This window comes from Microcoleus sp. K4-B3, assembly GCF_036704615.1.
Taxonomy (GTDB): Bacteria; Cyanobacteriota; Cyanobacteriia; order Cyanobacteriales; family Microcoleaceae; genus Microcoleus.
In genome coordinates, this window is record NZ_JAUBSF010000095.1 from 1 (window position 1) to 24,914 (window position 24,914).

At 45.6% G+C, this 24,914-nt stretch carries 22 protein-coding genes, 1 tRNA gene and 1 pseudogene; 14 read left to right on the forward strand and 10 right to left on the reverse strand.

Features of this window, described 5'->3' with window-relative positions:
• Window positions 1–423: 423 nt before the first annotated feature.
• Both QUA78_RS27080 and QUA78_RS27085 read right to left on the reverse strand, forming a co-directional pair.
• Window positions 424–1,221, reverse strand: a complete 798-nt coding sequence (locus tag QUA78_RS27080) for a DUF4142 domain-containing protein (protein ID WP_333304578.1) — start codon at window positions 1,219–1,221, stop codon at window positions 424–426.
• Between the two features lie 68 nt (window positions 1,222–1,289).
• A complete protein-coding gene (locus tag QUA78_RS27085; protein ID WP_333399120.1) occupies window positions 1,290–2,138 on the reverse strand; it encodes a hypothetical protein in 849 nt (282 codons plus the stop codon).
• An 864-nt stretch (window positions 2,139–3,002) separates the two neighbouring features.
• On the opposite strand from QUA78_RS27085, the gene QUA78_RS27090 reads away from it, so the two are divergent.
• Both QUA78_RS27090 and QUA78_RS27095 read left to right on the forward strand, forming a co-directional pair.
• Window positions 3,003–3,482, forward strand: a complete 480-nt coding sequence (locus QUA78_RS27090; protein ID WP_333304580.1) for a YqhA family protein — start codon at window positions 3,003–3,005, stop codon at window positions 3,480–3,482.
• A gap of 202 nt (window positions 3,483–3,684) precedes the next feature.
• A complete protein-coding gene (locus QUA78_RS27095; RefSeq protein ID WP_333304581.1) occupies window positions 3,685–3,927 on the forward strand; it encodes a ChaB family protein in 243 nt (80 codons plus the stop codon).
• A 224-nt stretch (window positions 3,928–4,151) separates the two neighbouring features.
• Here QUA78_RS27095 and QUA78_RS27100 read toward each other — a convergent pair whose 3' ends face one another.
• A complete protein-coding gene (locus QUA78_RS27100) occupies window positions 4,152–4,784 on the reverse strand; it encodes a hypothetical protein (RefSeq protein ID WP_333304582.1) in 633 nt (210 codons plus the stop codon).
• Window positions 4,785–5,032: 248 nt separating this feature from the next.
• Between QUA78_RS27100 and QUA78_RS27105 the strand changes: the two genes are divergently transcribed.
• On the forward strand, window positions 5,033–5,752 hold the full coding sequence (locus QUA78_RS27105) for a methyltransferase (protein WP_333304583.1): 720 nt from the start codon (window positions 5,033–5,035) through the stop codon (window positions 5,750–5,752).
• Window positions 5,753–5,800: 48 nt separating this feature from the next.
• Here QUA78_RS27105 and QUA78_RS27110 read toward each other — a convergent pair whose 3' ends face one another.
• Together QUA78_RS27110 and QUA78_RS27115 are read right to left on the reverse strand one after the other, a co-directional pair.
• Window positions 5,801–6,901, reverse strand: coding sequence for an iron-containing redox enzyme family protein (locus tag QUA78_RS27110; protein ID WP_333304584.1), 1,101 nt, complete (start codon window positions 6,899–6,901; stop codon window positions 5,801–5,803).
• A 378-nt stretch (window positions 6,902–7,279) separates the two neighbouring features.
• Window positions 7,280–9,055 carry an AAA-like domain-containing protein gene (locus tag QUA78_RS27115; RefSeq protein WP_333304585.1) on the reverse strand — a complete coding sequence of 592 codons (1,776 nt, stop codon included), beginning with the start codon at window positions 9,053–9,055 and terminating at the stop codon, window positions 7,280–7,282.
• Window positions 9,056–9,230: 175 nt separating this feature from the next.
• Here QUA78_RS27115 and QUA78_RS27120 point away from each other — a divergent pair, with 175 nt between their 5' ends.
• From QUA78_RS27120 to QUA78_RS27155, 8 genes are all read left to right on the forward strand, one after another.
• Window positions 9,231–9,776, forward strand: coding sequence for an NfeD family protein (locus QUA78_RS27120; RefSeq protein WP_333304586.1), 546 nt, complete (start codon window positions 9,231–9,233; stop codon window positions 9,774–9,776).
• Window positions 9,777–9,907: 131 nt separating this feature from the next.
• Entirely contained in the window at window positions 9,908–10,468 is a 561-nt protein-coding gene (locus QUA78_RS27125) for an SPFH domain-containing protein (protein ID WP_333304587.1), read from the forward strand.
• 78 nt (window positions 10,469–10,546) lie between these two features.
• Window positions 10,547–11,065, forward strand: coding sequence for a type IV pilin-like G/H family protein (locus QUA78_RS27130; protein WP_333399121.1), 519 nt, complete (start codon window positions 10,547–10,549; stop codon window positions 11,063–11,065).
• 134 nt (window positions 11,066–11,199) lie between these two features.
• Entirely contained in the window at window positions 11,200–11,715 is a 516-nt protein-coding gene (locus tag QUA78_RS27135; RefSeq protein ID WP_333399122.1) for a type IV pilin-like G/H family protein, read from the forward strand.
• A gap of 134 nt (window positions 11,716–11,849) precedes the next feature.
• A complete protein-coding gene (locus QUA78_RS27140) occupies window positions 11,850–12,356 on the forward strand; it encodes a type IV pilin-like G/H family protein (RefSeq protein ID WP_333304590.1) in 507 nt (168 codons plus the stop codon).
• A 48-nt stretch (window positions 12,357–12,404) separates the two neighbouring features.
• Complete coding sequence (locus QUA78_RS27145; RefSeq protein ID WP_333304591.1) at window positions 12,405–12,923, forward strand: type IV pilin-like G/H family protein; 519 nt, start codon at window positions 12,405–12,407, stop codon at window positions 12,921–12,923.
• Between the two features lie 19 nt (window positions 12,924–12,942).
• Complete coding sequence (locus QUA78_RS27150) at window positions 12,943–15,777, forward strand: AAA-like domain-containing protein (RefSeq protein ID WP_333304592.1); 2,835 nt, start codon at window positions 12,943–12,945, stop codon at window positions 15,775–15,777.
• A 125-nt stretch (window positions 15,778–15,902) separates the two neighbouring features.
• A complete protein-coding gene (locus QUA78_RS27155) occupies window positions 15,903–16,961 on the forward strand; it encodes a potassium channel protein (RefSeq protein WP_333399123.1) in 1,059 nt (352 codons plus the stop codon).
• Window positions 16,962–17,409: 448 nt separating this feature from the next.
• Here QUA78_RS27155 and QUA78_RS27160 read toward each other — a convergent pair whose 3' ends face one another.
• The gene (locus QUA78_RS27160) at window positions 17,410–18,615 is read right to left on the reverse strand and encodes a phytochelatin synthase family protein (RefSeq protein ID WP_333306389.1); all 1,206 of its coding nucleotides are present in this window, start codon (window positions 18,613–18,615) and stop codon (window positions 17,410–17,412) included.
• 189 nt (window positions 18,616–18,804) lie between these two features.
• On the opposite strand from QUA78_RS27160, the gene QUA78_RS27165 reads away from it, so the two are divergent.
• Window positions 18,805–18,999 (forward strand): hypothetical protein, encoded by a 195-nt coding sequence (locus QUA78_RS27165; protein ID WP_333399124.1) that lies wholly within the window; start codon window positions 18,805–18,807, stop codon window positions 18,997–18,999.
• 68 nt (window positions 19,000–19,067) lie between these two features.
• On the opposite strand, the gene QUA78_RS27170 is transcribed toward QUA78_RS27165, so the two are convergent.
• Window positions 19,068–19,139: transfer RNA gene (locus tag QUA78_RS27170), tRNA-Thr, on the reverse strand.
• 94 nt (window positions 19,140–19,233) lie between these two features.
• A complete protein-coding gene (gene pyk, locus QUA78_RS27175; RefSeq protein ID WP_333306385.1) occupies window positions 19,234–21,021 on the reverse strand; it encodes a pyruvate kinase in 1,788 nt (595 codons plus the stop codon).
• A gap of 432 nt (window positions 21,022–21,453) precedes the next feature.
• On the opposite strand from pyk, the gene crtR reads away from it, so the two are divergent.
• Window positions 21,454–22,344, forward strand: coding sequence for a beta-carotene hydroxylase (crtR, locus tag QUA78_RS27180; protein ID WP_333306384.1), 891 nt, complete (start codon window positions 21,454–21,456; stop codon window positions 22,342–22,344).
• 147 nt (window positions 22,345–22,491) lie between these two features.
• Window positions 22,492–23,061, forward strand: a pseudogene (locus QUA78_RS27185) (Uma2 family endonuclease).
• 146 nt (window positions 23,062–23,207) lie between these two features.
• On the opposite strand, the gene aroH reads toward QUA78_RS27185, so the two are convergent.
• On the reverse strand, window positions 23,208–23,615 hold the full coding sequence (gene aroH / locus QUA78_RS27190; RefSeq protein ID WP_333306382.1) for a chorismate mutase: 408 nt from the start codon (window positions 23,613–23,615) through the stop codon (window positions 23,208–23,210).
• A gap of 155 nt (window positions 23,616–23,770) precedes the next feature.
• The gene (sppA, locus tag QUA78_RS27195; RefSeq protein WP_333399125.1) at window positions 23,771–24,589 is read right to left on the reverse strand and encodes a signal peptide peptidase SppA; all 819 of its coding nucleotides are present in this window, start codon (window positions 24,587–24,589) and stop codon (window positions 23,771–23,773) included.
• Window positions 24,590–24,914 lie beyond the last annotated feature (325 nt).

The window sequence follows — 24,914 nt, forward strand, 5'->3', positions numbered from 1 at the left end:
CAATCATCAATTTTTCTTTGACACATCTTCTCAAATCCCCTTGACAACTGCCATACAAGCTTAACTTGTTACCAATGCGGAGATCTCGCAGGAAATACCGTAGAAAATGTGAGGCTCTGAGCCATCCTACAATTGGTCTGTTGCACGCTAAGGTTTATTTGCGCCTACCTACTTAATTTTAAGTTTTAATTGATAATTTTTAATTTCTCAGGCGACCGGGTATGTAAGCAATCCAGCAAAACCCTATGATTAATAACAGCCACGTCGCTGTAATATTGCTGCCCAACAAGCTGCGGAGAAAATCTTCCATTGTTCGGAAAAATTATAGCGTTTAAAAGAATTTATTGCTGTTCCCTCTCGGATCGGCAAAGGTAGAGTCCGATCGCGTTTTATGCGATCGAACTCTACCTCTTCTACCTGATATTACGGCTGGCTCGTATCGGCCAACATTTGGTTAACCATTTGCAAGTGCGCCTGAAGGTTTGGCAAAGTCTTGGTAGCCCAAGCCTTCAAGTCTGGATCTTGTCCCTGTTGAGATTGAGCCTGAAACAGAGCAATAGCCTGATTGTGGCTCTCGATCATAGCCTGCTTGTAAGCGGTGTCAAAACTTGTACCGGAGAGTCCCGAAAGTCGATCGGTCAAAGCTGTGTTCTGGCTGCTCATCTCGGTTGGCAATTCTACTTCCTTTTGCATTGCTAACTGCATCAGTTCTTGATTTGCCCGAGTGTGTTCCTCAACCATTTCTTGGCCGTACTGTTTCACACCAGCACTAGAACCGCGCTGCACTGCTAATCTGCCGAGCTGCACTTCCAGCATACTAAGTTGACCTGCTTGCATGACAAAGGTTCTGTCTCTGCTGCTGAGAGAATTAGGCGAAGTTTCGCCACCTGTTGGACTGTTGGGAGAACGGCCGGGATTGTTGTTGCTGGGAGTAGTTGGAGTGTTGGGAGAACGGCCGGGATTGTTGTTGCTGGGGGTATTTGGACTGTTGGGAGAACTGCCCGGATTGTTGTTCAGATCCGTAACAGGAGGGCGAGGAGCAGTAGGCTCGCCGGCAGCGTTATCAGCAAGATCGAAAACCCGATCGCCCGACTGGCTGAAGCCGTGAGTCTGGCGGTTTAATTCTGCGAATCCTGGCACAGCTATCAAGGAACTCACACCGGCAATTCCGGCAACAGCAACCAATTTTTTGAACAAACTTTTGCGATTTAGTGAAGTCATGAATTTCTAAGCCTCTAAGTTTTCAAAATTACGTGAAGCGAAGCTATCCCGTAGGGAATCGCCAGAAACTAGCGATGGGATGGTGTACCGCCTTTCCGAAACAAGTTGATCAAACCAAACGCACCCAAGGCTCCCAGCCACCCCAAATTGTTGGGGCTATCGCGCCGAGCACTCAAAACTCCAGAATTAGTATCAGCCGGCGTCGATGTAGTACCCGTTGTGCCACTCGTACCCGTTGTACCTGTTGTACCGGTGCCACTCGTACCCGTTGTACCTGTTGTACCCGTTGTACCGGTGCCACTCGTACCCGTTGTACCGCTGGTGCCCGTTGTACCCGTTGTACCCGTTGTACCGGTGCCACTCGTACCCGTTGTACCTGTTGTACCCGTGCCACTCGTACCCGTTGTACCGCTTGTACCCGTGCCACTCGTACCCGTTGTACCCGTGCCACTCGTACCGCTTGTACCGCTGGTGCCCGTTGTATCAGTCGTACCGCTTGTACCCGTTGTACCCGTTGTACCCGTGCCACTCGTACCGCTTGTACCCGTTGTACCCGTGCCTGTAGTATCAGTCGTACCGCTTGTACCCGTGCCTGTAGTATCAGTCGTACCGCTTGTACCCGTGCCCGTACCACTCGTACCGCTTGTACCCGTACCTGTCGTACCGCTTGTACCGCTTGTACCAGTTGTGTCCGTGCCACTCGTACCGCTTGTGCCAGTACCGCTTGTGCCAGTACCGCTTGTACCAGTACCGCTTGTACCAGTACCGCTTGTGCCACTGCCGGCGCTACCGCCTGCACCACCACCTGCACCGCCGCCTCCCGACTGGGCTGAAGCAGGCACTGCGAAGGAAACCGTTGCTAAACCTAAAGTACAAGCGCTTGCTAAAACAATTTTCAACAACTTAGAAGATTTCATGGTAATGCTTGCTTTTGCGTAGAATCCTGCGATCGCTTGTGATGCCAAAACCGCAGGGTCAAATTGACAGCGTAACGTGCAACTTTTCTAACCTGTGCTGCGGGATAATGAAGGTAAGGGATCGAATTTATTCCCGTTTCCTAGATTATTTTTCCGTGATACATTAGACCGCCGCGTTAATAGTTTATAAGCTATTACGTATCGTTCAAGTGCGCCATTCATCTTTAGGAATATTTGGCAAAATGGCGTTTTATTTCAGGTGGTAGATGATATTTGATTGGGCGGCCGACTAGCTAAATCAAAACTTGCGCACGGGGGATAGAAACCGGGTCGATCTGAAAAATTTTGGGTTGAGTAACGAGACATATACGAATCAACCGGGTTTCTGAGACAAGCGCGCGGATCTTCCTATAAATTTTCCCCGGCTGCTGGTGCTTTGAGGCAGAAAGTCTTGATTTGATCGCCGTCAATTTAGGGTTAGCGCTCCGCCAGATGAGTTGGTTTAAAAATTTTTTGAGCCCTATTTTTCCTTAACTTCCTGCTGGCAATTTGGGCACTCGCAGAATACCGCTCAAACTTTCCCAGGAAACTAAATTATCTCAAAAAGCCCGATTTACCGCTCATAGTCCCAGACCGCCTACAACCCTGCAACAGCAAAGCTTTTGACTGGGCTTTGACTTGGGTTAAACAGGAATGCGAACTGAGGGCTATCCGAGTCGAACCCGCGCGACATTAAATTAACCAGCGGCGGCGCACTCGTCAGAATTGCTTGTGAGCGCGATCGGGCAAACCCTGATATAGTAAAGCCAATGGTATGCCAGAGAGCGCTTGTTCTCTAACACATTTCCCAAGGAGACATCAACTATGCTGCATCGAATTCTTGCCCGAAGTCGCTATCTAATGTTAATCGCTGTATTCGGTTCTTTTGCAGCCTCTGTGACGCTTTTAATCTACGGTGCCCTGGAAACCGTCATTACCATCGGCCACACAGCTACAGCATCCGTTTCCAGCGAAAACTCGAAACAACTGATTCTGTCTTGCATCGAAGTTGTAGATTTGTTTCTCCTCGCCACAGTATTTTACATTACTGCACTCGGGCTTTACGAGCTGTTTATTGACGAGCGCATCAAAGTACCACACTGGCTGGAGATTCACACCATCGACGACCTGAAAACCAAACTCACTAGCGTGATTGTAGTAGTGTTGAGTGTATTGTTTCTCTCTGAGGTAGTTAGGTGGAACGGCGGGACAAACATCCTTCCCTTGGGAGCGGGTATCGCTTTAGTAATCGCTGCGCTGACGTATTTTCTAAATTCGCAAGTGAAAAAGCCGAAGTCAGATTAATGGCTGTTTTAGCAGGGAAATTAGCCAAATCCCGCTGAACCAGCAACGGCAATCTAATTGCATTATCCGGCCACAATAAATTTAATGTTACATCTGCCTTCGGACTGATAAAAATGCAATCTTAAACTTGCTTTTAGAGAGAGGAAGGTAGTTGCTTCGAGTATATAAGCATAGAACTTATGTTTAATAATAGGACACCCTTATGCCAGAACAACAATTTGACACCTTACCTTCAGAAGCACAAGAACTTCCCCAAGGAGCGCAGCATATTTTTCAGGCTGCTTTTAAGAGCGCTAGCGAAGATGGAATGAGCCAAGATGCTGCTACTCGCGTTGCTTGGAACAGCGTAAAATCTGAATATGTTCAAGGCGAAGGTGGCACTTGGCATCACAAGGGCGACGATACAAACCAAACCCGCAAATCTGTACAGTCGGGTGGCAATTAATTATCAGCGATCAGTAATATCGTGTCCGCTAACATAACCCCTATCCCGTGTGTAGTGAGGGCTTCATTCCTCAAAGTTTGATGATAACGAAGAGTCCTCACTACCAACCAATTGCAGTGACGTTATTCTAGCGGGCATGATATCATCAGTCATTAGCAATGTACTTATCACTTGTGGTTAATGCTTTACGTTGATAGCTGTTGGCAATCGCGGTAGTACAGAAGTTAATGCAGCCCCTTAATCGGGTGCCCCATATCCCATTGCAATTCTGCTAAAACGAGCAAGCTAAATACCATTACGCCTCCCGTAAATAGGAAAGACCAACCGCAGGTGTAAAGCACAATTAAAATGCCAGACAAATGAAATAAACTTGCAGCTAAAAGTGGGCGTGACCGCACTGCGAATCCTGTCCCCAAATACCCAATTCCGCTCATTACCAACCACAGGGTACAGAGATTCGCCAACACTTTTTCCCAACCGAAAAAAATGCCAAAATCGGTCAGCAGCAATCCTAATAACATTAATATTACCCAACCATAAAGCACCCAAGTCAGGCGTTCTATTTTGACCCGAGAGTATGTCATGCTTACCATTGCTGCTGTACCTACGAGGCTGAGGAGTGACCACAAACCTGCTTGCAACATCCAACTCACAGGAAAAAATTGTGCTGTGCCGAAGATGGGTATTAAGAGCAAGCTCCACAGCAGGCAAGCTCGCTCGAGAGAAGTATAAAATTTTGAATAAAATCGATCTTTGCCAAGAGGAAACTGAACCTGCCAAAGCCCTTCTAACTCCTGAACATCCCTGTTAAGCTGTTTGCGACGCAGAGGCGGAACTGAATAATTCAAAAAGGTCATATCTGACACTATTAAAATTTACAATTAGTGGCTTAAGTAATATCTCAACAGCAATCGCTCTAATTGCAATCTGTCAATCGGATTAATCTCGTTAATTTGATCCTCTGTCGGCAGTAATAGTTATTCGAGCGCTGCAGCTAAAACAGGAATAGATAGATTTCAGAAGTTGATCAAATAGCTCTTGCGACAGATTGCTGCAATATTACTTATTCGATACTTTTAAAATAGTCAACTTTGTTACAGAATTTATGCTCACTTCATCCCATCCTCTGAAACAGGTATTCCACTGCCCGGAAGAATCAGATTTTTACGCGCACTGCTTGGAAAGTTTAGTGTTAAATGCCAGCGACAATTCTCGACTTATCGTAGAGTTTGGTTCAGGAGAGGGAAGTCCTGTTATTAAGTCTTTGCTGAGAACTGATTTTGACGGGACAATACAGGGATTTGAGCTAAATAATGTAGCTTGGAAAATTGCTCAGTCTCAAATTAAGGAATATGAACTGAGCGAACAATACACGGTCAACAATTGCTCTTTTTTTGATTCGCTTTTATACGAGTCGGCGGATTGTATAATCTCAAATCCGCCTTACTTGCCGGCGGTGGATGATAAGATTTACCAGCCGTTGTTGCACGGGGGGAGTGATGGTTGTACAATTGCTAAGAAACTTTTATCTTTGGGCTGCGATGAAGTTTTGCTGATGGTTTCTAGCTATTCTAATCCTGTGGGTTTGATCGATTATGCCTTGGATCGAGGCTACTCGGTTGCGAATTTTGAGATTGCACCTTTAAGTTTTGGCTATTATAGTTCGGAACCCAAGGTGAAAAGCGCGATCGCCACTCTCCGAGAACAGGGAATGGCTTTTTATTCGGAAAATATCTATCTGCTGGCTGGAGTTTTGTTTAAGAAGCACCAAAAGTCGCCAAGAGATTTGTCGATCGAGCTAATTCAGTTAATGACAGCATTTTAAAATACAGCCTTGGTAGGGTGCGTCAGTGTCTGACGCACCCTACGAGAGTTAATTTTGTTCTGCGGCTTGGATCGATCGCACCACAGCAGCCCCAGCCCGATCGCCCATCAACTTCGCCTGATCGTACCCCAACACCAGCTCCCACGCATCCTGCGGGTATCTATCAACCAGCGGGATCGCCACTTCATCCACCATCCAGCGGCCGTGACGCTCGTCTTCTCGGATGTGCAGTTCCCAATAACTCATCGCAGCCTCCGAGAGGCCCAGACGCTGGACCCCGGTTACATAATTGCGGTAAGTGACGGGCCCCGCCACCTCAAAATAAGTGAGTCCGCCGTTGTAGCGCAGAAAATGGCGCTTGCGGTCCGTCAGCAGAAAGTTGTGATTGATGCTTGCGAGCACTTGCCAAGGCACTAAATCGAAGTACGCTTCCGGTTCCGTACTCATATCGAATTCAGCCAGCATTTGAGCAAAAAAGGTCGAGTGCTTGCGGGGGAGGCGACCGCCGCCGTATTCTTCGATCAGCACCCGCGTCAGCGTTGACTGAATTTCGTTCCCGACACCGCCGAGGATGCGAGAAAGGTGGCTGGCTTCAACTAAACCGTCGATAGAACCGATCGCCAGCAGGTGTCTGTATTCGGCTGCTGTCATCTGTTCCCGCAAATAGCGATCGGTCTGGGTTAGCGGAGGATCGACATCAGCAGCAGCGCGATCGCGCAGGGCTTGCTTGACATCCGGCAATTTTTGCAGCCCTGCAACGTCGATTTGCGCGATTTCCCACTGCTGCCAAGGTTCCTCAATGCGATCGCGCACAGAACGCAAATAGTGCGATCGCTCGTTGTTGTAGCGGCGCAAATCGTCGTACCAAAACAAGTTGAGGCGGTTGATGCGGTAAAGCACGCGCTGCAAGAAGCGGTGAGCGGCCTCATCGCCCGGTTCCTGTTGGTAAGCTGCTTGAATTGCATAGGCGATCGCGCTTTCAAAATCGCTGACAAGTAACGGTTTTGTCGCCACCGTCTTGTCTAAATCCTCGACTTCTAGCAAATTGACAAATTGGCGATCGGCTGCTTCGTAATTTGGGAGTGCGGGTTGCTTTTTGGGAAGACTCGGCGAGTCGGAAGAAGGAAGTATCTCTAGGGTGTTTTGCATGGAATAAAGTTATGCTAACTGTGATTATTGTGCTGCCTGCCCAAACAGCCAACCGTTGCAGATTGCTGAGGATTCTGGCTAATTACTTTCAAGATAGCGAATCAGTCAGCCGCATACACCCTTCCATTGATAGAGATTTGACCGCTACCGTCTCATACCCTTTTCAATTTGTGAGTAAAGGTAACAACGTTTATGGAAAATGGTATTAACTTATATCAGGCTTCCTTCTCAATCACCTGTTTAGCAACGGGCAAGATGCCCGTTCCACAAAAACTCCATTTTCTTGTGGAACGGGCATCTTGCCCGTTCTTGAAAAACTAAATTTTCTTGTGGAACGGGCATCTTGCCCGTTCTTGAGACTGGTACAACCTATGACTGTCAACCTAGGCGATCGCGAAAATACTCCTCATACAAAGTGCATCTCGCACTGCAATAATTTCCCTCCTGTTTCACCAATCCCATACTATTTAATTTAAACGCCAATTCTAGCCTCAATCTGACTGGCTTTTGCACACTCGAAACCTGTCTCATCGCCTCGATTAATTCTGGATATTTTTCTAAATTCCACAAATGCCTGCGCAAATGATCGCTGTAAATTCCTGCCTCGGTTGTCGCCGATTTCAGCAATTGATTTAAAGTCACATCTTGACGGGCAATGCGATACATCGCCAGCCGCACTAAATAGGGATGTCCTCCCACTAGCGCCATCATTTCTGCAACTTCTGTATCACTCCAATTGATTCCGTGTCGCGCTGCTAAGTCTTGCACTTGCTGCGAATTAAACTCCAGCAATTCAATCGGTAAACCCACATTAAACGGCGATTTATTCACATCCAGTGGGATATAAACTTCTGTCGAATGCACCACAATCAAACGAAACTTTTTCCAAATATCTCGCCGTTTTGCTTCTTCGTGTAAAGCTCGCAATAACCCAAAAAAGTCGTCGGCAATTTCCGGCGATTCAAACAGGCGATCGCTCTCATCCAAACCTAACGTCAGAGGTTTTGAGGATTCAGACAGCAAATACTGTTCAAAATAAGCCTTGCAGCACTGATTGCTGCCAATCAAATCCGCTAATTCCCAACACTTGGGCAACTGCTCCAGCATTCCTAGCTCTTGACCGATGCTAGCACAAAACCACTGCAAAAATGTATCTGAATTAGCGAATATTTTCCTATTGGCTAGCTGAAAACTCAGCGCTACCGTGCGAGAACCTTGCACTTCTGCATGATGCAAAATTCTCGCCATTAAGGAAGTTTTGCCCATTTGTCTGGGTGCTTTTATGCGGATCAGCGCTCCCGGTTGGGCGATCATCTCGTAACAGCGGGATTCGATCGGAGGGCGATCGATATAAAAACGAGAAGCTATTTCAACTTGTCCTCCGGGCAATTCTGGCGGCGCGGCTGGGAGGGGTTGAATTATTGACTTTTTTGTGCTACTAATTGCGTTCCATTGTACAGCTAATTCATGGTCGGCAGTTAACGATGTGCGACCTTCTTTGATGATATTTAAAATTTCTGAGAATAACTTAAATGAGTCGCCAGCACCGCGCCAAAGCCAGGGCTGAACTCCTGCTAAATAGCTGAGTAAATCAAAGGAAAGCGGTGTATTTAATTCAACGCAAATCGGTAAAATTGCGGGTTTGTGACCCGTTAAATTGTGCGATTCTTTTGCTAGCTGCACTTGTTCCAATATCATTTCGCTAGCGGCAGATTCTTCGGAAATCAGTAACAGCAAATAATCGCAACGCTTTAAACATGAGCCTGAGTCGCTGCTGTTGTTAATAAAAAAGACTTCGTGGCCTCCCGCACTCAAAGCTTGGTGTAACTGCTGGGAAAGGGTGTTGTTTGGAGTCGATCGGTCGTTGGCGAAGCCCTCGAAGAGGATCGCCACTTTTGCCGTCACCAGCAGTATCTCCTCTGGCTCTGAATTCGCCTCTAAATCGGCTAAATCGCGCCATTCCTGCCCCAATCCGCGACAAATTTCGATGAAATTGGCATAATCCACAGGTTTGCCATTCAGAAAATGGCTGACAGTAGATTGAGCCATCCCTAAATCTTCAGCCAGGATTTTCTGACTGGGAAAGCCATTTCTCAGGAGACAGGATTTTACTGCGCGAATGCACTCTTCGCGCACCCTTAGCGATCGTGGCATTGCTTATCACAATCAAGACACTGAAACCATCATAAATGCCAACCGTCCCTAAAGTCGATGAAAAGTCGATGAAAAGTCGATGATTTTTCAAATAACTCAGTCGCCAACTCAAATAGCCATCTGATTAGATTAGAAATAACAAGGTTGAATCCCATCACAACGAGGTAAAAGCATTGTGTATTCTATCCTAATTTTGCCGCTGGCGTCAGCCATTAATCAACCAGGTTTCGCCTTCACCCCCCCGATGTTGTGGTTGTTAATCGGAGTTGTGCTTAGTGCCATGGAGCTATTAATCATCAAAACTCAGCCCCAAAAATACAGATTTTACCTGCTAATGATGGGAGCTTCGGCTTTAATTGAATCATTTATTTTGTGGAGAGGATCTGTAGCATTTCAGTTTAGTTGGGCGAACATAATGTATGAAGATTTTGACTGGCAAATCTTCTACTGGATGGGGATAGCCCTCGCCCTGAGCATTTGGATTCGACCTATTTTCATTGTTCGCAAAAAGTTTGTCATTCCCGAAGCAACCGAAGCGACAACAATCTCCGAAATTTTCCCCGGAGAAACCGGAATGGTGATTTATGAAGGTGCTTCGTGGAAAGCTCGCAACGAAGATTCCCAAGGGGCGATCGCACCCAGACAAAAAGTTTACGTTTTGCGCCGCGAAGGAAACACGCTGATTGTTGTACCTGACAGATTAATTCACCTCAACGGCTAAATCTCAGCTAGCTCTTTTATGACTCGGAGATTGAAATCGCTTCTTGCCAAACAAAGTCCCTCTCTAAGAGACTAATAAATCACTATCAACTGTCAACTGTCAACTGTCAACTATTTACCAGGAGATTCATTATGTATCAGTATTTTTTGATGGTGTTGTTTGCAATCACCGGAGTATCCTTAGCCAACAGCGTTAAAATCGTCCGTCAAGGAGATGAGGCTTTAGTTGAAATTTTCGGAAAGTACGATCGCAAGAAACTCGAACCTGGTTTGACATTTCTGATTCCCTTTGTCGAAACAGTAGCCTATAAACAAACTCTGCGCGAGCAAATTTTAAGACTGCCACCGCAAGAATGTACGACCCGCGATCGCCTTGCAATCACCGTTGAATTTATTGTTTACTGGCGAATAATTGACTTAGAAAAAGCTTCCTACAAGGTGCAGAATCTCAAGGAAGCGATGTTAAATATGCTGATTCTTTCAATTCGGACTCACATTGCGACATTATCTCTAGAGGAACTTTACACGGCTCGCAATGAAATTAATAATGCTTTAGTGGAGGAGTTGGATACAACGACAGATCCTTGGGGTGTGAAGTTTACGAGAGTGGAATTGCGCGATTTTGCGATCGGCAGTAAAGTGATTCAGCCGAGATCCATTGACCGGAAAGAAGTACAACACCTGCGAGCTTAGGGATTAGTTAAAGTTGAGGCGATCGAGCTATGGGAAAGATGCGATCGCCTTGTATATACCTTTTAAGGAGACAAAACCATGACTAAAAATCAAGAATCAATTTTTAGTAATGCAACTTATGGCGGTTGCGGATGCTTATTGCTTTTAATGTGCATTGGAGTAATTGGCGCGATCGCTCTGCCATCATTTCCGGATCAGGCTGGGAAGGCAAAGCAATGGGAAGCAAAACAGTATGTTGGCTCAATGAACAAAGCTCAGCAAGCCTATTTTTCAGAAAAAAGTGCTTTTGCCACTTCTGTTGATGCTTTGGGACTTGGCATTAAAACGGAGACAACCAACTACAAATATTCACTTCGTAGCACTAAACAAGCTGCTTTTAATTATGGAGTATCCAAGCAAGAAAAACTTAAGAGTTATGTCGGCGCTGTCTTTGCAGTTCCTGATAAAGAAGTCGAGCCAAATGCTGCAAAAGATGAAATAAGCACAATACGGATATTTTGCCAAGCTGATGATCCCGGTACAATTAAACCAGCAGATCCCACTTATAAAAATGGTAAAATTGCTTGTGGTCAAGGCACAACAGAAGTGACCAAATAATCTAATTATATGCCAGATTATTCCTAGTTCCCAGGCAGAGACTAGGAAACCAGCTCCAGAGGATCTGCCTCAGTGAATTTAATTAAAGTTTTAAGGACTAAAGTCCTTACTACGAACAGAGAGGTGATAATACCATGCGTCAACAAAATTCTAAGCCAGCTATAGTTTCAGCTAATGGTTGCGGATGTTTAGTGCTTTTAATCTGCATTGGATTAATGGGTGCGATTATTATACCAACATTTCTGGCGAGACTCAATAAAGGCGATCGGTCGGAAGTAAGACTGACAGTTACTTCAATGAGCAGAGCTCAGCAAGCCTATTTTGCAGAAAAAAGTGCTTTTGCCACTTCTTTTGAGGCTTTGAAAATTTGCATTCAAACGGATACAACCAACTACAAATATTCACTTCGTAGCACTAAACAAGCTGCTTTTAATTATGGAGTATCCAAGGAAGAAAAACTTAAGAGTTGGGTCGGCGCTGTCTTTGCAGTTCCTGATAAAGAAGTCGAGCCAAATGCTGCAAAAGATGAAATAAGCACAATACGGATATTTTGCCAAGCTGATGATCCCGGTACAATTAAACCAGCAGATCCCACTTATAAAAATGGTAAAATTGCTTGTGGTCAAGGCACAACAGAAGTGACCAAATAATCTAATTATATGCCAGATTATTCCTAGTTCCCAGGCAGAGACTAGGAAACCAGCTCCAGAGGATCTGCCTCAGTGAATTTAATTAAAGTTTTCAGGACTAAAGTCCTTACTACGAACAGAAAGGATACAAAACCATGAGTCAACAAAATTCTAAATCAGCTATAGTTTCAGCTAATGGTTGCGGATGTTTAGTGCTTTTAATGGGGATTGGAGTAATTGGCGCGATCGCTCTGCCATCATTTCTGAATGCTAGCAATAAACCCATGATTTCAGAAGCAAAACAGTATGTTGGCTCAATGAACCGCGCACAGCAAGCCCTATTTATAGAAAAAAGTGCTTTTGCTACTTCTGTTGATGCTTTAGGAATTGAGATTAAAACGGAGACAACAAATTACAAGTATTCAGTTCGCGCAACAAAGCAAACTGCCTTTAATTATGGACTATCAAAAAAACCGGAGCTTAAAAGTTATGTTGGAGGAGTCTTTGTAATACGAGTTAAGTCAAATAATGGCGAGGATGAAATGAGAACAGAAAGCATCCTGTGTAGCGCTGACAAACCCGGTACAATACCTCCCCTACCTCCACAAGTTCACAATGGTAAATTAGTTTGCGGAACTGGGACGACAAAGGTAACAAAATAATCTAATAAGGACTAAAGTCCTTACTACAAACAGAGAGGATAGAATACCATGAGTCAACAAGATTATAAATCAGCTAGCATTGTATATAATGGTTGTGGATGCTTAGTGCTTTTGATATTTATTGGGATGATTTCGGCAATTTTTTATAGCTTTGTTATGGATTCTAGACCTCACAAGGCAAGGGCATCGGAAGCCAAACAGTATCTTAACTCAATGAACAGAGCTCAGCAAGCCTATTTTGCAGAAAAAAATGCTTTTGCCACTTCTGTTGAAGCATTGGGACTTGGCATTAAAACAGTAACACCAAACTTCAAATATTCAGTTCGCGCCACTAAAAAAGCAGCATTTCATTATGGAGTATCCCAGGAAAAAGACTTAAAAAGTTATGTCGGCGGTGTCTTTGTAGTTCCTGCTAAAAATTTTGCTCCCAATGCTGCTCAAGATGAAATAACCACAACATCCATCTTGTGCGAAGCTGATTCTCCCGGTACAATTAAACCAGCAGAACCAATCTATGAAAATGGTAAAATTGCTTGTGGTAAAGGCACAACACAATGGCCCCACTAATCTAACTATACACAATATAATGACAGTCGATTACCAATATCAAATCGGTGGCAGTCTCCCGCAAAATGCACCTACTTATGTAGTGCGACAAGCTGACTCAGAACTGTATCAAGCCCTCAAAGCCGGAGAGTTTTGTTACGTGCTCAATTCCCGACAAATGGGCAAATCCAGTTTGCTGGTGCGAACTGTACAAAAACTCTCGGCTGATGGCATTGCCTGTGCTACGATCGACCTTTCGGACATTGGCAACCAGCAAGTCTCTCTGGATAAGTGGTACGGCGGCGTCGCTTACAAACTCTTGTGCAGTTTCAACCTGTTTAACCCAGTCGAGTTTATGGCTTGGTGGCGGGAGAGAGAGTTGATGTCGCCGGTGCAGCGCTTAGGAGAGTTAATTGAAGAATTGCTGCTGGTCAAAATTTCTCAAAACCTGGTCATTTTTATTGATGAAATTGATAGCGTTCTGAGTTTCCAAGAACCGCTAGACGATTTCTTTGCATTAATTAGATGTTGCTACAATAAACGCGCTCACAATTCAGAATACCAGCGCATTACATTTGCCTTGCTGGGAGTAGCTACCCCATCTGATTTAATTAGCGATGCAACTCGCACGCCCTTTAATATCGGCTTAGCTATTGAATTGCACGGTTTTAACTTAGAGGAAGCTCTGCCTTTAGCAAAGGGATTTGAGGGAAAAGTAGACAATCCTCAAGAGGTTTTAAAAGAAATTTTGGACTGGACTGGAGGGCAGCCATTTCTGACTCAAAAGCTTTGCAAGCTGATTTTGCACCATGTAAAAAGCTTAGCTTCGGTTTCTTTTAGATCAGACTCAAGGGATGAAATTAAAAGGGAAAATTTTACTACAAATCAATTATTAATTAGCGACATAGTGCAATCTCATATTATTGATAATTGGGAGTCATCTGATGAACCTGTACACATCAAAACAATTCGCGATCGCCTTCTCAGAAGTCAGCACCGCGCCAGTAGGTTATTAGGACTATATCAAAAAATATTGCCACCCTGCGATCCCCCCCAACCCCCCTTAAAAACGGGGGATGCAATGCCAGAATTACCCTTATTAATGGGTGCTGGAGAAATCTGGGCTGATGATACTCCCGAACAAACAGAATTGCGCCTGAGCGGATTAGTAGTAAAACGAGCCGGAAAATTAACCGTATCCAACCGCATTTACGCAGCTATATTCAACCATAACTGGGTAGAAAAAGCACTCTGCGACTTGCGCCCCTATGCCGAATCTATAAGAGCATGGATAGCTCACAACTGTCAAGACGAATCTCGATTGTTGCGCGGTCAAGCACTGGAAGATGCGCGAACATGGGCTGCAAATAAAAGCTTGAGTACCCAAGATTATCAATTTTTAAATGCAAGTCAAGAAGCGGAGTTTGCCAAATTCCGCTGTCAAGAAAAACAGCATCAAGCTGAAATAGAACAACTGCGCCGCGAAAAAAAGTTACTAGAGGAACTAAGCGAAGCACAAAAGCAGAAAAAAGTGATTGCAGTTAAACTTTGGCGCGAGCAACAACTGAGAGTGCAAACAGTTACAGCAGCAGCAGGAATACTGATATTAATTCTGATAGCAGCCTTTTGGATTAAACCATCAATCGAAGAAAGAAACAACAAAATTCTCACTCTCAGTCTACTATCAGAAACGCTCTTGGCTGCCGATAAAAAAGAGGAAGCTTTGCTAGAAAGCATTAGAGCTGTTACAGAAATGAAAGGATCGCTCGGAGTCAGCTCAGATATTCAGATGCGAGTGGCGATCGCCCTCGAACAGGCAGTTTACAGCTTTCGGGAACGCCGCCGCTTGCAGAGTCAAGCAAGTACCCTCGCTTTCGCGAGTTTCAGTCCCGACAGTCAAACAATTGTGACGGCTACCGATGATAAGTCTATCAAACTTTGGCAAACTAAGGGAACTTTGCAAGCAACATTAACTGGCCATACTGATAAAATTAGAAATGTCATCTTCAATCCTAGCGGTCAGCTCATTGTCTCAGCCAGCGACGACAAAACTCTCAAAATTTGGCAAAAAAATGGCAAATTAATTCATAATTTAAAAGGACACAGCGGTCAAGTAACAAGTGTCTCTTTTAGTCGAGATGGTAATATTATTGCTTCAGCCAGTGTCGATGGAACTGTGAAACTATGGAAAATCAACGGTGAAGAATTGTCAACTTTTAAAGTGGAGCGAGGTTGGATAACCAGCACGAGTTTTAGCCCAGACGGTCAGATAATTGCTGCGGCTGGCACTGATGGCACTGTTAAACTTTGGAGTTTGAGCAAGGTTAAGGAAAAGTTGCAAAAACAGGAGTCAATAGAAGCAAGAACCGATATCAAATTGTTCCGAACTTTACAGATTGAAAGTGATAAAATAATGAGTGTAACTTTCAGTCCAGACGGAGCAATGCTGGCGGCGGGAAGTGCTGGGGGAACTGCGATAATTTGGAGCAAAGACGGCACACAGCTAAGTATTTTAAAGCATACAAGTGGATTGACAAATATCAGCTTTAGTCCCGACAGCCAAATGTTGCTATCTGCAAGCACAGACAAAATGGTGAGGCTGTGGAATATTGACGGTACATTGCTCAAAACTTTAAAAGGTAACAAGGATGCTGTTTGGAGTGCGAGTTTTAGTCCAGACGGCAAGGCGATCGCAAGTGCTAGTGCTGACGGTACGGTGATGCTGTGGAATCTCAATCTTGACGATTTGCTGGTGCAGGGCTGCAATGTCGCCCGCAATTATTTTCAGACAAATCCGATCGCCAATCCCAGCAATCGCCACCTCTGCGACGGGATTAGAACTCAGTCCGGACTCAGGCAAAAAAAACCGGGTTAAGAGTCAAAATCTTGAGTTTTGCAGCAAAGTATCTAGGCAGAAATCGGCTTTTTGACCCCCCCTGCGTCTAGGGCTGATATCGTTACAATTGGTAGCAGCTAATAGGTAATAGGTCAGCCCGATCGGTGTATTCAACTTTAGAGCAAAAGTACCAGCGCCTGCAAAAAGACTTAACGGGCGGAGTCATCGCCCTGGGCGGCATTTTCTGCACGGGTACTCTCTGGTATTGGCAGGTGGAAAAATGGTCTTTGCTCGATGCCGCTTACATGACAGTATTTACCCTAGCAACTGTGGGCTACGGTGAACTTCAGCCCCTCGGGAAACGCGGGCGAATGTTTACCATATGCCTGATTTTGATGGGCGTAATTGTGATTGGTTTCATCGTCAACCGCTTTACAGAAGCGCTGATTCAAGGATATTTTCAAGAAGGAGCAAGAATTAGGCAGCAGCGGCGATTGGTAGACTCTTTGATCGGGCATTACATTCTCTGCGGTTTTGGGCGCACTGGCCGCCAAATTGCCTTGGAATTTCAGGCCGAATATATCTCTTTTGTGGTGATAGATTCGGCGATACAGTCGGTTGAGGCAGCTTTGGCGCTGGGGTACACGGCTGTCCAAGGAGACGCGACTCTGGACGAAATTTTGCTGAGTGTGGGGATCGATCGCGCAATTTGCATAGTAGCAGCTTTGCCTTCGGATGCCGAGAATTTATACACTGTCATGTCAGCGAAAACTCTGAATCCGAAGGTGCGGGCGATCGCCCGCGCCACCACAGAAGAAGCCGTAAAGAAGTTGCAGCGGGGCGGGGCCGATGCCGTCGTATCCCCGTACATTACCGGCGGAAAGCGGATGGCGGCGGCGGCTTTGCGGCCTCAAGTTATGGATTTTTTAGATGGTGTTTTGACGGGCACCGATAGTTCTTTTTACATGGAAGAATTTTTGGTCGATCCCAATAGTTGTGTCTACGTCGGGCAAACTTTGAGAAATGCCAAGTTGCGATCGCAATCGGGGGCCTTGGTGTTAGCGGTGCGGCGCGCTGGCGGGACTTTGATTGTGGGGCCTACGGGAGAAACTGCGATCGAAGGAGGAGATATGCTGATTTGTTTGGGCACCGCTGAACAACTGCGAACTCTCAATCAAATCCTCAGTCCCCTGAGTTTTCGCCTCCCCCGGCCCCCGAACTAATACGATGTCAGGTTTGTATAGCATTCGCCAAATCGGTTAGGACAAATTCTTGTAGGGAGGGCGCTGCTATCATCTCATCTCATCCGATTAGGAGAAATATTGTCACATCAGCGCCCACCCTACTGCTGTTACTCTGTCTTAACCAGCTTAACGGTTGCTATATCTCCATTTTTAACGGAAAATAAACCAGCATTCTGACTCAGAAATTCGGCCGTCAAACTATAGCAGCGGAAAAGAAACCGTTTTCACTTCATAAATATAGAAAAAATGCTATATAAAGATTTTATAGCCACAAAATTGGTAATTCTATGCATTAACAAACTGAGCATTCAGATTAGCGCTAGGGCGAGCGCTTAAGAAAGTTAGCCCATTTCTACCAAGCAATTAGAGATTAAATTTTCACTTTTGTAGTTAGTCGAGGTTTGGGGATTTCAAAAGGCGGTAGGTGCTAACTCTGATGGGTATTGCAGTGAGATCCCTTTGAATATAAAGTGTAAAAATCTTGGAGTGCTGACATTTGTTCTCTCAATCTAGATATCTCTATATCCAAGGGAGAAATTAGTTTCTCAAGGTAGCGAACCTCACTCAACCACAGTCGTAAATCTGGTTTGAGAGTTGCATAGAGCGTTTCGGGGCAGGATAGTAATATTACTGTTATTGTCTCTGCTACGAATGGCTGTTGCGATCGCCACTTCCCTACAACAGACATTGCATCCCAGTCATCGCTTGACAAGTATTGGTGAACAATATTAAAGAGTGAATTTAACTCAATAGCTGCTCGTAATTTCTCAAGTGTCTCTGCCGTCTCTGAGGAGGTATGCAGCATAGTTGTGAACTCCACAGGCCAATGGTGCAGGATGGTACCGACAAATGAAGCAATTGAATCAGGTTGCTCTTTTCTCAGAAGGTCTGGCAGTATTTCTGCAAAGTAAGGAGCAATACTACGCCACTGATGTAAATCAAAAGCAACCTGAAAAAAGGTTTCTTGCAACCCTTCACTCTTCTGCAATAAAATATAACCTCGACCTTGATTAGTGACCGGATCGACAGGCTCAAACGCTTTCCATAACAAAGGCAGAGAAACCCAGTGAGGTGGATATTTGAAACGGGCAACATCTAGCAGAAGCACTAGATCCCGCTGTCGATGATAGCCACCAATTGGTGAGAAGTGGCCATCACCAGTTTGTCCCAATACCTTTCGGCTGTAGGAAACAACTAGATGAATATCACCTGGCGCAGTAGTCACCTGCTGAACTGCTTGCCGAAAGTTTTCCAAACTGCTTTGGTTGTAACGGTTAGGTTTTACAACAGCACCGTTGCAACGTGCGATACAGGCAAACTCATCAAAGGTGATACCGTTTTCTTTAATGACAGAAAGAGGTAAGCAACAGTCTAAAAACTCCTCTCCATACCATCTCCACACCCCTTTCCAAATGCGACCCGGATCGATGGATAAAGCATTAAGAACAACAACTAAACTACCCAATCCACAAAAAGCGGGTTCTGCTTGAGTATGAAACTGTTCAGCTAGAGCAAAATACCCTTCCATACCTCCGAATGCCAACGCTTCTCGAAAAATTTGCCTTCCTTCTACTGAGGAAAAGGCAATAGCAGAATCGGGGAGTGAACGACGATAAAACCCTTGAGCTGACATTGAGTGTTTTAACCCTCATTGCTTACGGCTAATATATCTTATGCAACATCGCCACATTGATACTGATGAATGCACATATCTACTACCTTCTTTGCATTTTAGCAAGACAACGCTGCGAACGTTTGACTTTCTGGGTGAAAACTTTAACAAACGCGACCATTTTTATTAGATAGAGTAACCGCCTTGGCGGTGGCTGTAGTCACGAATGCAAATCCTCTCTCGATCGATGCTTTCCAGAAACAAATAAATATTTTTACAAGGTACGAACAAAATCTTGAAAAATATTTACTTTTGATTGAAAAAATTCACCAGATCCACCACCAAGGATTGACGGCAAATAAAAATGCTCTCGGCAAGTCGCCGAGAGCATTTTTGAGCCGTTAAACTGCGTTTTGAACCCCGATCGATCCCCGCAAAGCAATTTGGTATTACACAAAATCGCTGAAACCCAAAGCCGATGGTGGGATTTGAACCCACGACCGTTCGATTACGAATCGAATACTCTACCCCTGAGCTACATCGGCACAGACAATTTTGGATTATAGCACAAGCTAAGCTAGAAAAGCAAGGAGTTGTAGAATTTAATTCAAAACTCCACAACTCCTAACTCAGAACTTGTTAAACGGCCAGTTCCCCGTCTGTTGAGCCGCCTCTGGCCCCGGAATAAACTAAACCCCGCTGCATATCCAGCGTCAGCATAGTTCCGTCCCGAATTACCCGCGTGGCATTCTGCACGCCCACCATCACGGGCACGCCCAAGCGCAAACCGATAATCGCGGCGTGAGAAGTCAAACTGTCCTCCTCGGTCACCACACCTGCGGCTTTCCGAATCATCTCCACAAAAGCGACGCTGGTGTGCTCCACTACCAAAATGTCTCCTGCGTGGAAATTCGCCACATCCGCAGCAGTGCGAGCAACCCTGGCCATGCCGCTCACCGATCCCAAACCGACACCAGTACCTTTGCCTAAAACTGCTGTAACTACCTCAACTTTGATCAAATCCGTCGATCCGGCAACCCCTTGCAGAGTACCGGCGGTCATCACCACTAAATCTCCGTCGCACACTAACTCTTTTTCCTGGGCGACAGTCATCGCCGATTGAAATGTCTGGCCTGTGGAGGGCAAATCCAGCACCAACAAGGGTTTGACTCCCCATACCAATTGCAGTTGTCTGGCTACGTCTACGTGAGGAGTAACTGCCAAAATCGGAGTTTTCGGTCGGAATTTCGAGACATTTCGGGCTGTAGCGCCGGTTTTGGTCAGCGTCATGATGGCCGCCGCGTTCAACTGTTCGGAGATTTGGCTGACTGCTTGACTGATGCCGTTGGGAATCGATCGACCAATATCTTCTACATTCCTAATATTGCCGCTAATTCCTTCCCTCTCCATCCGCACCGCAATTCTCGCCATCGTCGCTACCGCTTCGACAGGGAACTTGCCGACAGCCGTTTCATTCGAGAGCATCACCGCATCAGTTCCGTCGAGAATGGCGTTTGCCACGTCGGAAATTTCCGCGCGGGTGGGACGAGGATTACCTACCATGCTGTCGAGCATCTGGGTAGCAGTAATTACGGGAATGCCCATGCGGTTAGAAGTAGCAATCAGCCGCTTTTGCAAAATCGGCACGTCTTCGGCGGGCAGTTCCACTCCCAAATCGCCGCGGGCGACCATCACGCCGTTGCAAAGGGCCAGAATTTCCTCCATTTGTTCGATCGCCTCGTGCTTTTCGATCTTGGCAATCACCGGTACTTGCTTGCCCGCACTGGCAATCAGCTCTTTAATTTCGAGCATATCCTGGGGATTGCGCACAAAGCTCAGGGCCACCCAATCGACACCTTGGTCGAGGCCGAACATTAAATCTTTGCGGTCTTTATCAGTCAGCGCCTTAATCGACAGGTAAACTCCCGGAAAATTCACGCCTTTGTTGTTAGAAAGCGGCCCGCCGACTACAACGCGGCAGTACAATTCCCGCGAAGTGCGGTTTACTTTTTCGACGCGCATTTCCACTTTCCCGTCGTCGAGCAGAATCACTGCTCCCTCTGGAACTTCGTCTGCTAGGGGGTCGTAGGTGACGGAAGAAATGAGTTCGGTGCCGGGAACCGGGCGGCTGGTTAAAATGAAAGGATCGCCATTTTTGACAACAATAGACCCTGTTTCAAAGCGGCCCAAACGAATTTTCGGCCCTTGGAGGTCTTGGAGGATGGCGACCGGCTGGTTGAGTTCAAAGGATGTTTGCCGGATTAAGCGAATGCTGCGCTGGTGGTCTTCTTCTGTTCCGTGGGAAAAGTTGAGTCGCAAAGTTGTGGCACCGGCTTCTATGAGCTGGCGCAGCACTTGTGGGTCCGAAGTTGCTGGGCCAATGGTGGCGACGATTTTAGTCCGGCGTAGGGCTTTTGGCAATTGCATCAGCGGTGTTCTGGGGAGGCAGGTGGATTTCTTGTTTAAATTTCGGCTAACGTTTCATCTTTGCGCTACAAGCAATGACGCTAGTCTCAAGTCTTAAAAATTTTGATAGTCGTCAAAACAGCAGGTATTGAACAATATATAGAATATCTGACTTTTTACCCATCGGTAATCTTTTCTTGGAGAGCGCTCTTTTTGGCAAATTTTTCCGCTCTCAGGCTTGACATAAATACAGACATACCCATTTATTTTATTTGGTCTGCTCAGCCGTTTTGGCTAATCTAGCACTGGTATCCTTGCACAACAGCAATACTTTCCTGTTTGTGCAGACGCTAGTTTCTTGCGATCGAACTCTGTTCTTTCATAAAACTTTACTATTGTCCGGCTTGTATCTTATACTACGCAAGTGTGAAATATTAAGGAGTCTTAACAAAGATGTCGGAGGCAGGACGGCCGCTGACAGTGCCGAAAGAGTTTCTGAGTCCTCCCGGTGACTTGAATCCGACACTGCTGCTGTTTTTGAGTGCAGTAGCGATTATCGTGATTTCTTACTTGGGTTTCTGGTGTTGGGGATGGCCGCAGTGGTGCTGTTTTTCGCTGAACGTGTTGGCTTTGCACATGGCCGGAACTGTGATTCACGATGCGTCTCACAATGCAGCCCATCGCGATCGCACAGTTAATGCTATTTTGGGACACGGTAGCGCGCTGATGTTGGGTTTTGCTTTCCCGGTGTTTACGCGGGTACATATGCAGCATCACGCCCACGTCAATGACCCAGATAACGATCCAGACCATTATGTTTCGACCGGCGGGCCTTTGTGGTTGATTGCTGCGAGGTTTTTTTACCACGAGATTTTCTTTTTTAAGCGCAAACTGTGGCGGAAATACGAATTATTGGAATGGTTTCTCAGCCGTTTGTTTGTGATCGGGGTGGTTTATATCGCCATTCAGTACGACCATTTAGGTTACGTGCTGAATTTTTGGTTTTCTCCTGCTTTGGTGGTGGGATTAGCCTTGGGGTTATTTTTTGATTATTTGCCGCACCGTCCGTTTCACGATCGCGATCGCTGGAAAAATGCCAGAGTATATCCGAGTCCAATTCTGAATATCTTAATTTTGGGGCAGAACTATCACCTGATCCATCATTTGTGGCCTTCAATTCCTTGGTATAATTACAAGCCTGCTTACGAAGCTGTGAAGCCGCTGTTAGATGAAAAGGGTTCTCCTCAAACTTTGGGAATATTGGAAGGTAAAAAGGACTTTTGGAGTTTTATATATGACATCTTTTTAGGGATTAGGTTGCATCACAAGAAAGCGTCTGATTGACAAAAAAACCCGGTTTCTTCGAGAAGCCGGTTTTTTTTAGATGTGTTTTTTTTTCAGGAAATTACTATCGAAAAAGGTAAGCTAAAATGAATATCTCTGCTGGAGAAGCCTATTTCTTGTCAGCCGATCGCAACTGCTATGACCTAAATCACTCTCGACCTCAACCGCATTATCAAACTTACCGAAGAACAGTTTTATTTACTCTGTCAAGAAAACCCTGATTTAAAACTAGAACGGAACCCGACTGGACAATTAATCGTTATGCCGCCGACAGGAGGAGAAACGGGAAAACGCAACGTCAAACTGATTGTACAACTGGCACTCTGGAACGAGCAAACTCAACTCGGCGAAGTCTTCGACTCATCCACAGGGTTTACTCTACCGAACAAAGCCGATCGATCTCCCGATGTCTCTTGGGTCTAAAAATCTCGCTGGGAGGCTTTGACTCCACAACAAAGAGAAAAATTCATCCCCCTGTGCCCCGATTTTGTCATTGAAATTATTTCGCCAAGCGATAGCCTGAAAAAAACTCTAGACAAAATGCAAGAGTATATCGACAATGGCTGTCGTCTGGGTTTGTTAATTAACCGCAAAAAGCAACAAGTGGAAATTTATCGCCCCGATCGAGAAGTGGAAGTATTGCCAGCACCTCAAACCATTTCGCTAGAAGATGTGTTGCCGGGATTTACCTTGAATTTACGGCCTATCTGGGCTTAACAACAACTTCAGGACTTATGCAAAAGCTCTCTCAGAAACCGGCTTTCTGAGTATTATGGTTAATTTTCGGGATATGATATCTGTTAAAAATAAACCCACCATTGCTGGTGAATTTATTTTTATCTCAAGTCAAAAAACTAAATTTATTATTTTTCCGCAGCAACCGCGACGGCTAAATTCCAATCCGGTCGTAAGTTTTGAGCTCCCCGCAAATAAGGATGATAAATTTCAGTATGTGCGGGCCAATTGATGTGAATTAAAAAGCGGATGCAGCGTTCTAAAGAACCGTTGACGTGCATTTGCTGCACGTCCAACAAAGGAACATTGCACCAGTGGGGGCGTTCGCGGGCGATCGCGGCCGGAAACACAGCATCTAAATCACGAGTTGCAGAAAACGTAGCACTAATAATTAATTCTGGATTTATATCATTTTTTGCTTCTAATTCATCTAATAATTCTCTCACCGCTTCTCGAATTGCTTCCACCGAATTCTCGCTGGCAGTTGTTGCCCCGCGAATAGCCCGCACTTGCCACTCCACGCCAATATTCTCCATTTTTTCTTATTATTCATTGGTCATTAGTCATTGGTCATTAGCGATCAGTTATTAGTGAGCTATGAGCTGTTAAATGTCAGCAGTCACCAATCTTTACTTGTTATTTGCTGACTGCTGACTAATGACCAATGACTAATGACTCTTTGACTATTTAATCATGGGCGATACATCCACAGCGGCAAACCGCTAGTAGAAAGCTCGAATTCCAGCAAATTATTGTAAGCTGAAAGCCCGGATATATCCAGACTACTCCCCAAGACGCGATTTAGGAAAGGTTTTGCTTTTTCTAGCGTGCAGCACTCGGTTTTTTCCGGGTCGAGGCCTGCGAGTTCGGCGGCAAGGCGGCGGGCGTCCTCTTCTGTTCCCAGTCGATCGACCAAACCCAATTCTAAGGCTTGCTGACCGGTAAAAACCCGACCGTCGGCAAAACTTTTGACGTTTTCAACTGCCAATTTCCGGGCTTCCGCAACGGTTTCCACGAATTGCTGGTAGCTGGTGTCGATCAAGTCTTGCAGAATTTGCTGTTCAGGATCGGTCAATTCTCGATCGAATGCCAAGATATCTTTATACGGCCCCGATTTAATCACCTGAAAAGAAACGCCTACTTTTTCTAACAGCCGTTCTAGATTGTTGCCCCGGATAATCACGCCAATACTGCCGGTAATTGTACCGGGATTGGCAACGATATGCTCGGCTCCCATGCCGATGTAAACTCCGCCAGAAGCTGAAATATTGCCGAAACTGGCGACAATTTTGACTTTTTCGCGCAAACGCTTGAGGGCGCTGTAAATTTCCTGGGAATCGCCGACTGTGCCGCCGGGGCTGTCTATCCGCAGCAGCAAGGCGGGAAATTTGCGTTCTTCAACAGTTTTGAGAGCTTCTAGGACTCGTTTGCGGGTTTCTCCGGCAATGGCTCCGGTGATTTCGATACGGGCGATTTGTTTGCGGTAGCGGGGCTTGAATGGCCAAATCATGGGCAGTGTACAGGCAATGTTACGAAATTTTGTAGCTAACTTCTTATAGTGTGCCTTATTCATCGGGGTAGATGTTGTTCCTGTGTTCGCAACAGGCTTTTGGGCCTGTTCCACAAGAAATTTCTTGATTGTGGAACGGGCAAGATGCCCGTTCCAGGTTGTTCGCAACAGGCTTTTGGGCCGGTTCCACCTTGATTTTGTGGAACAGGCATCTTGCCTGTTCATCAGGGCCGAGATTTGTACGATCGTAGGACTTACGCATTGACAGAGTGGTAAAATAATGCTTACTTGAGATTGGTGTCGTCTACTTACAGGTATCGGACAA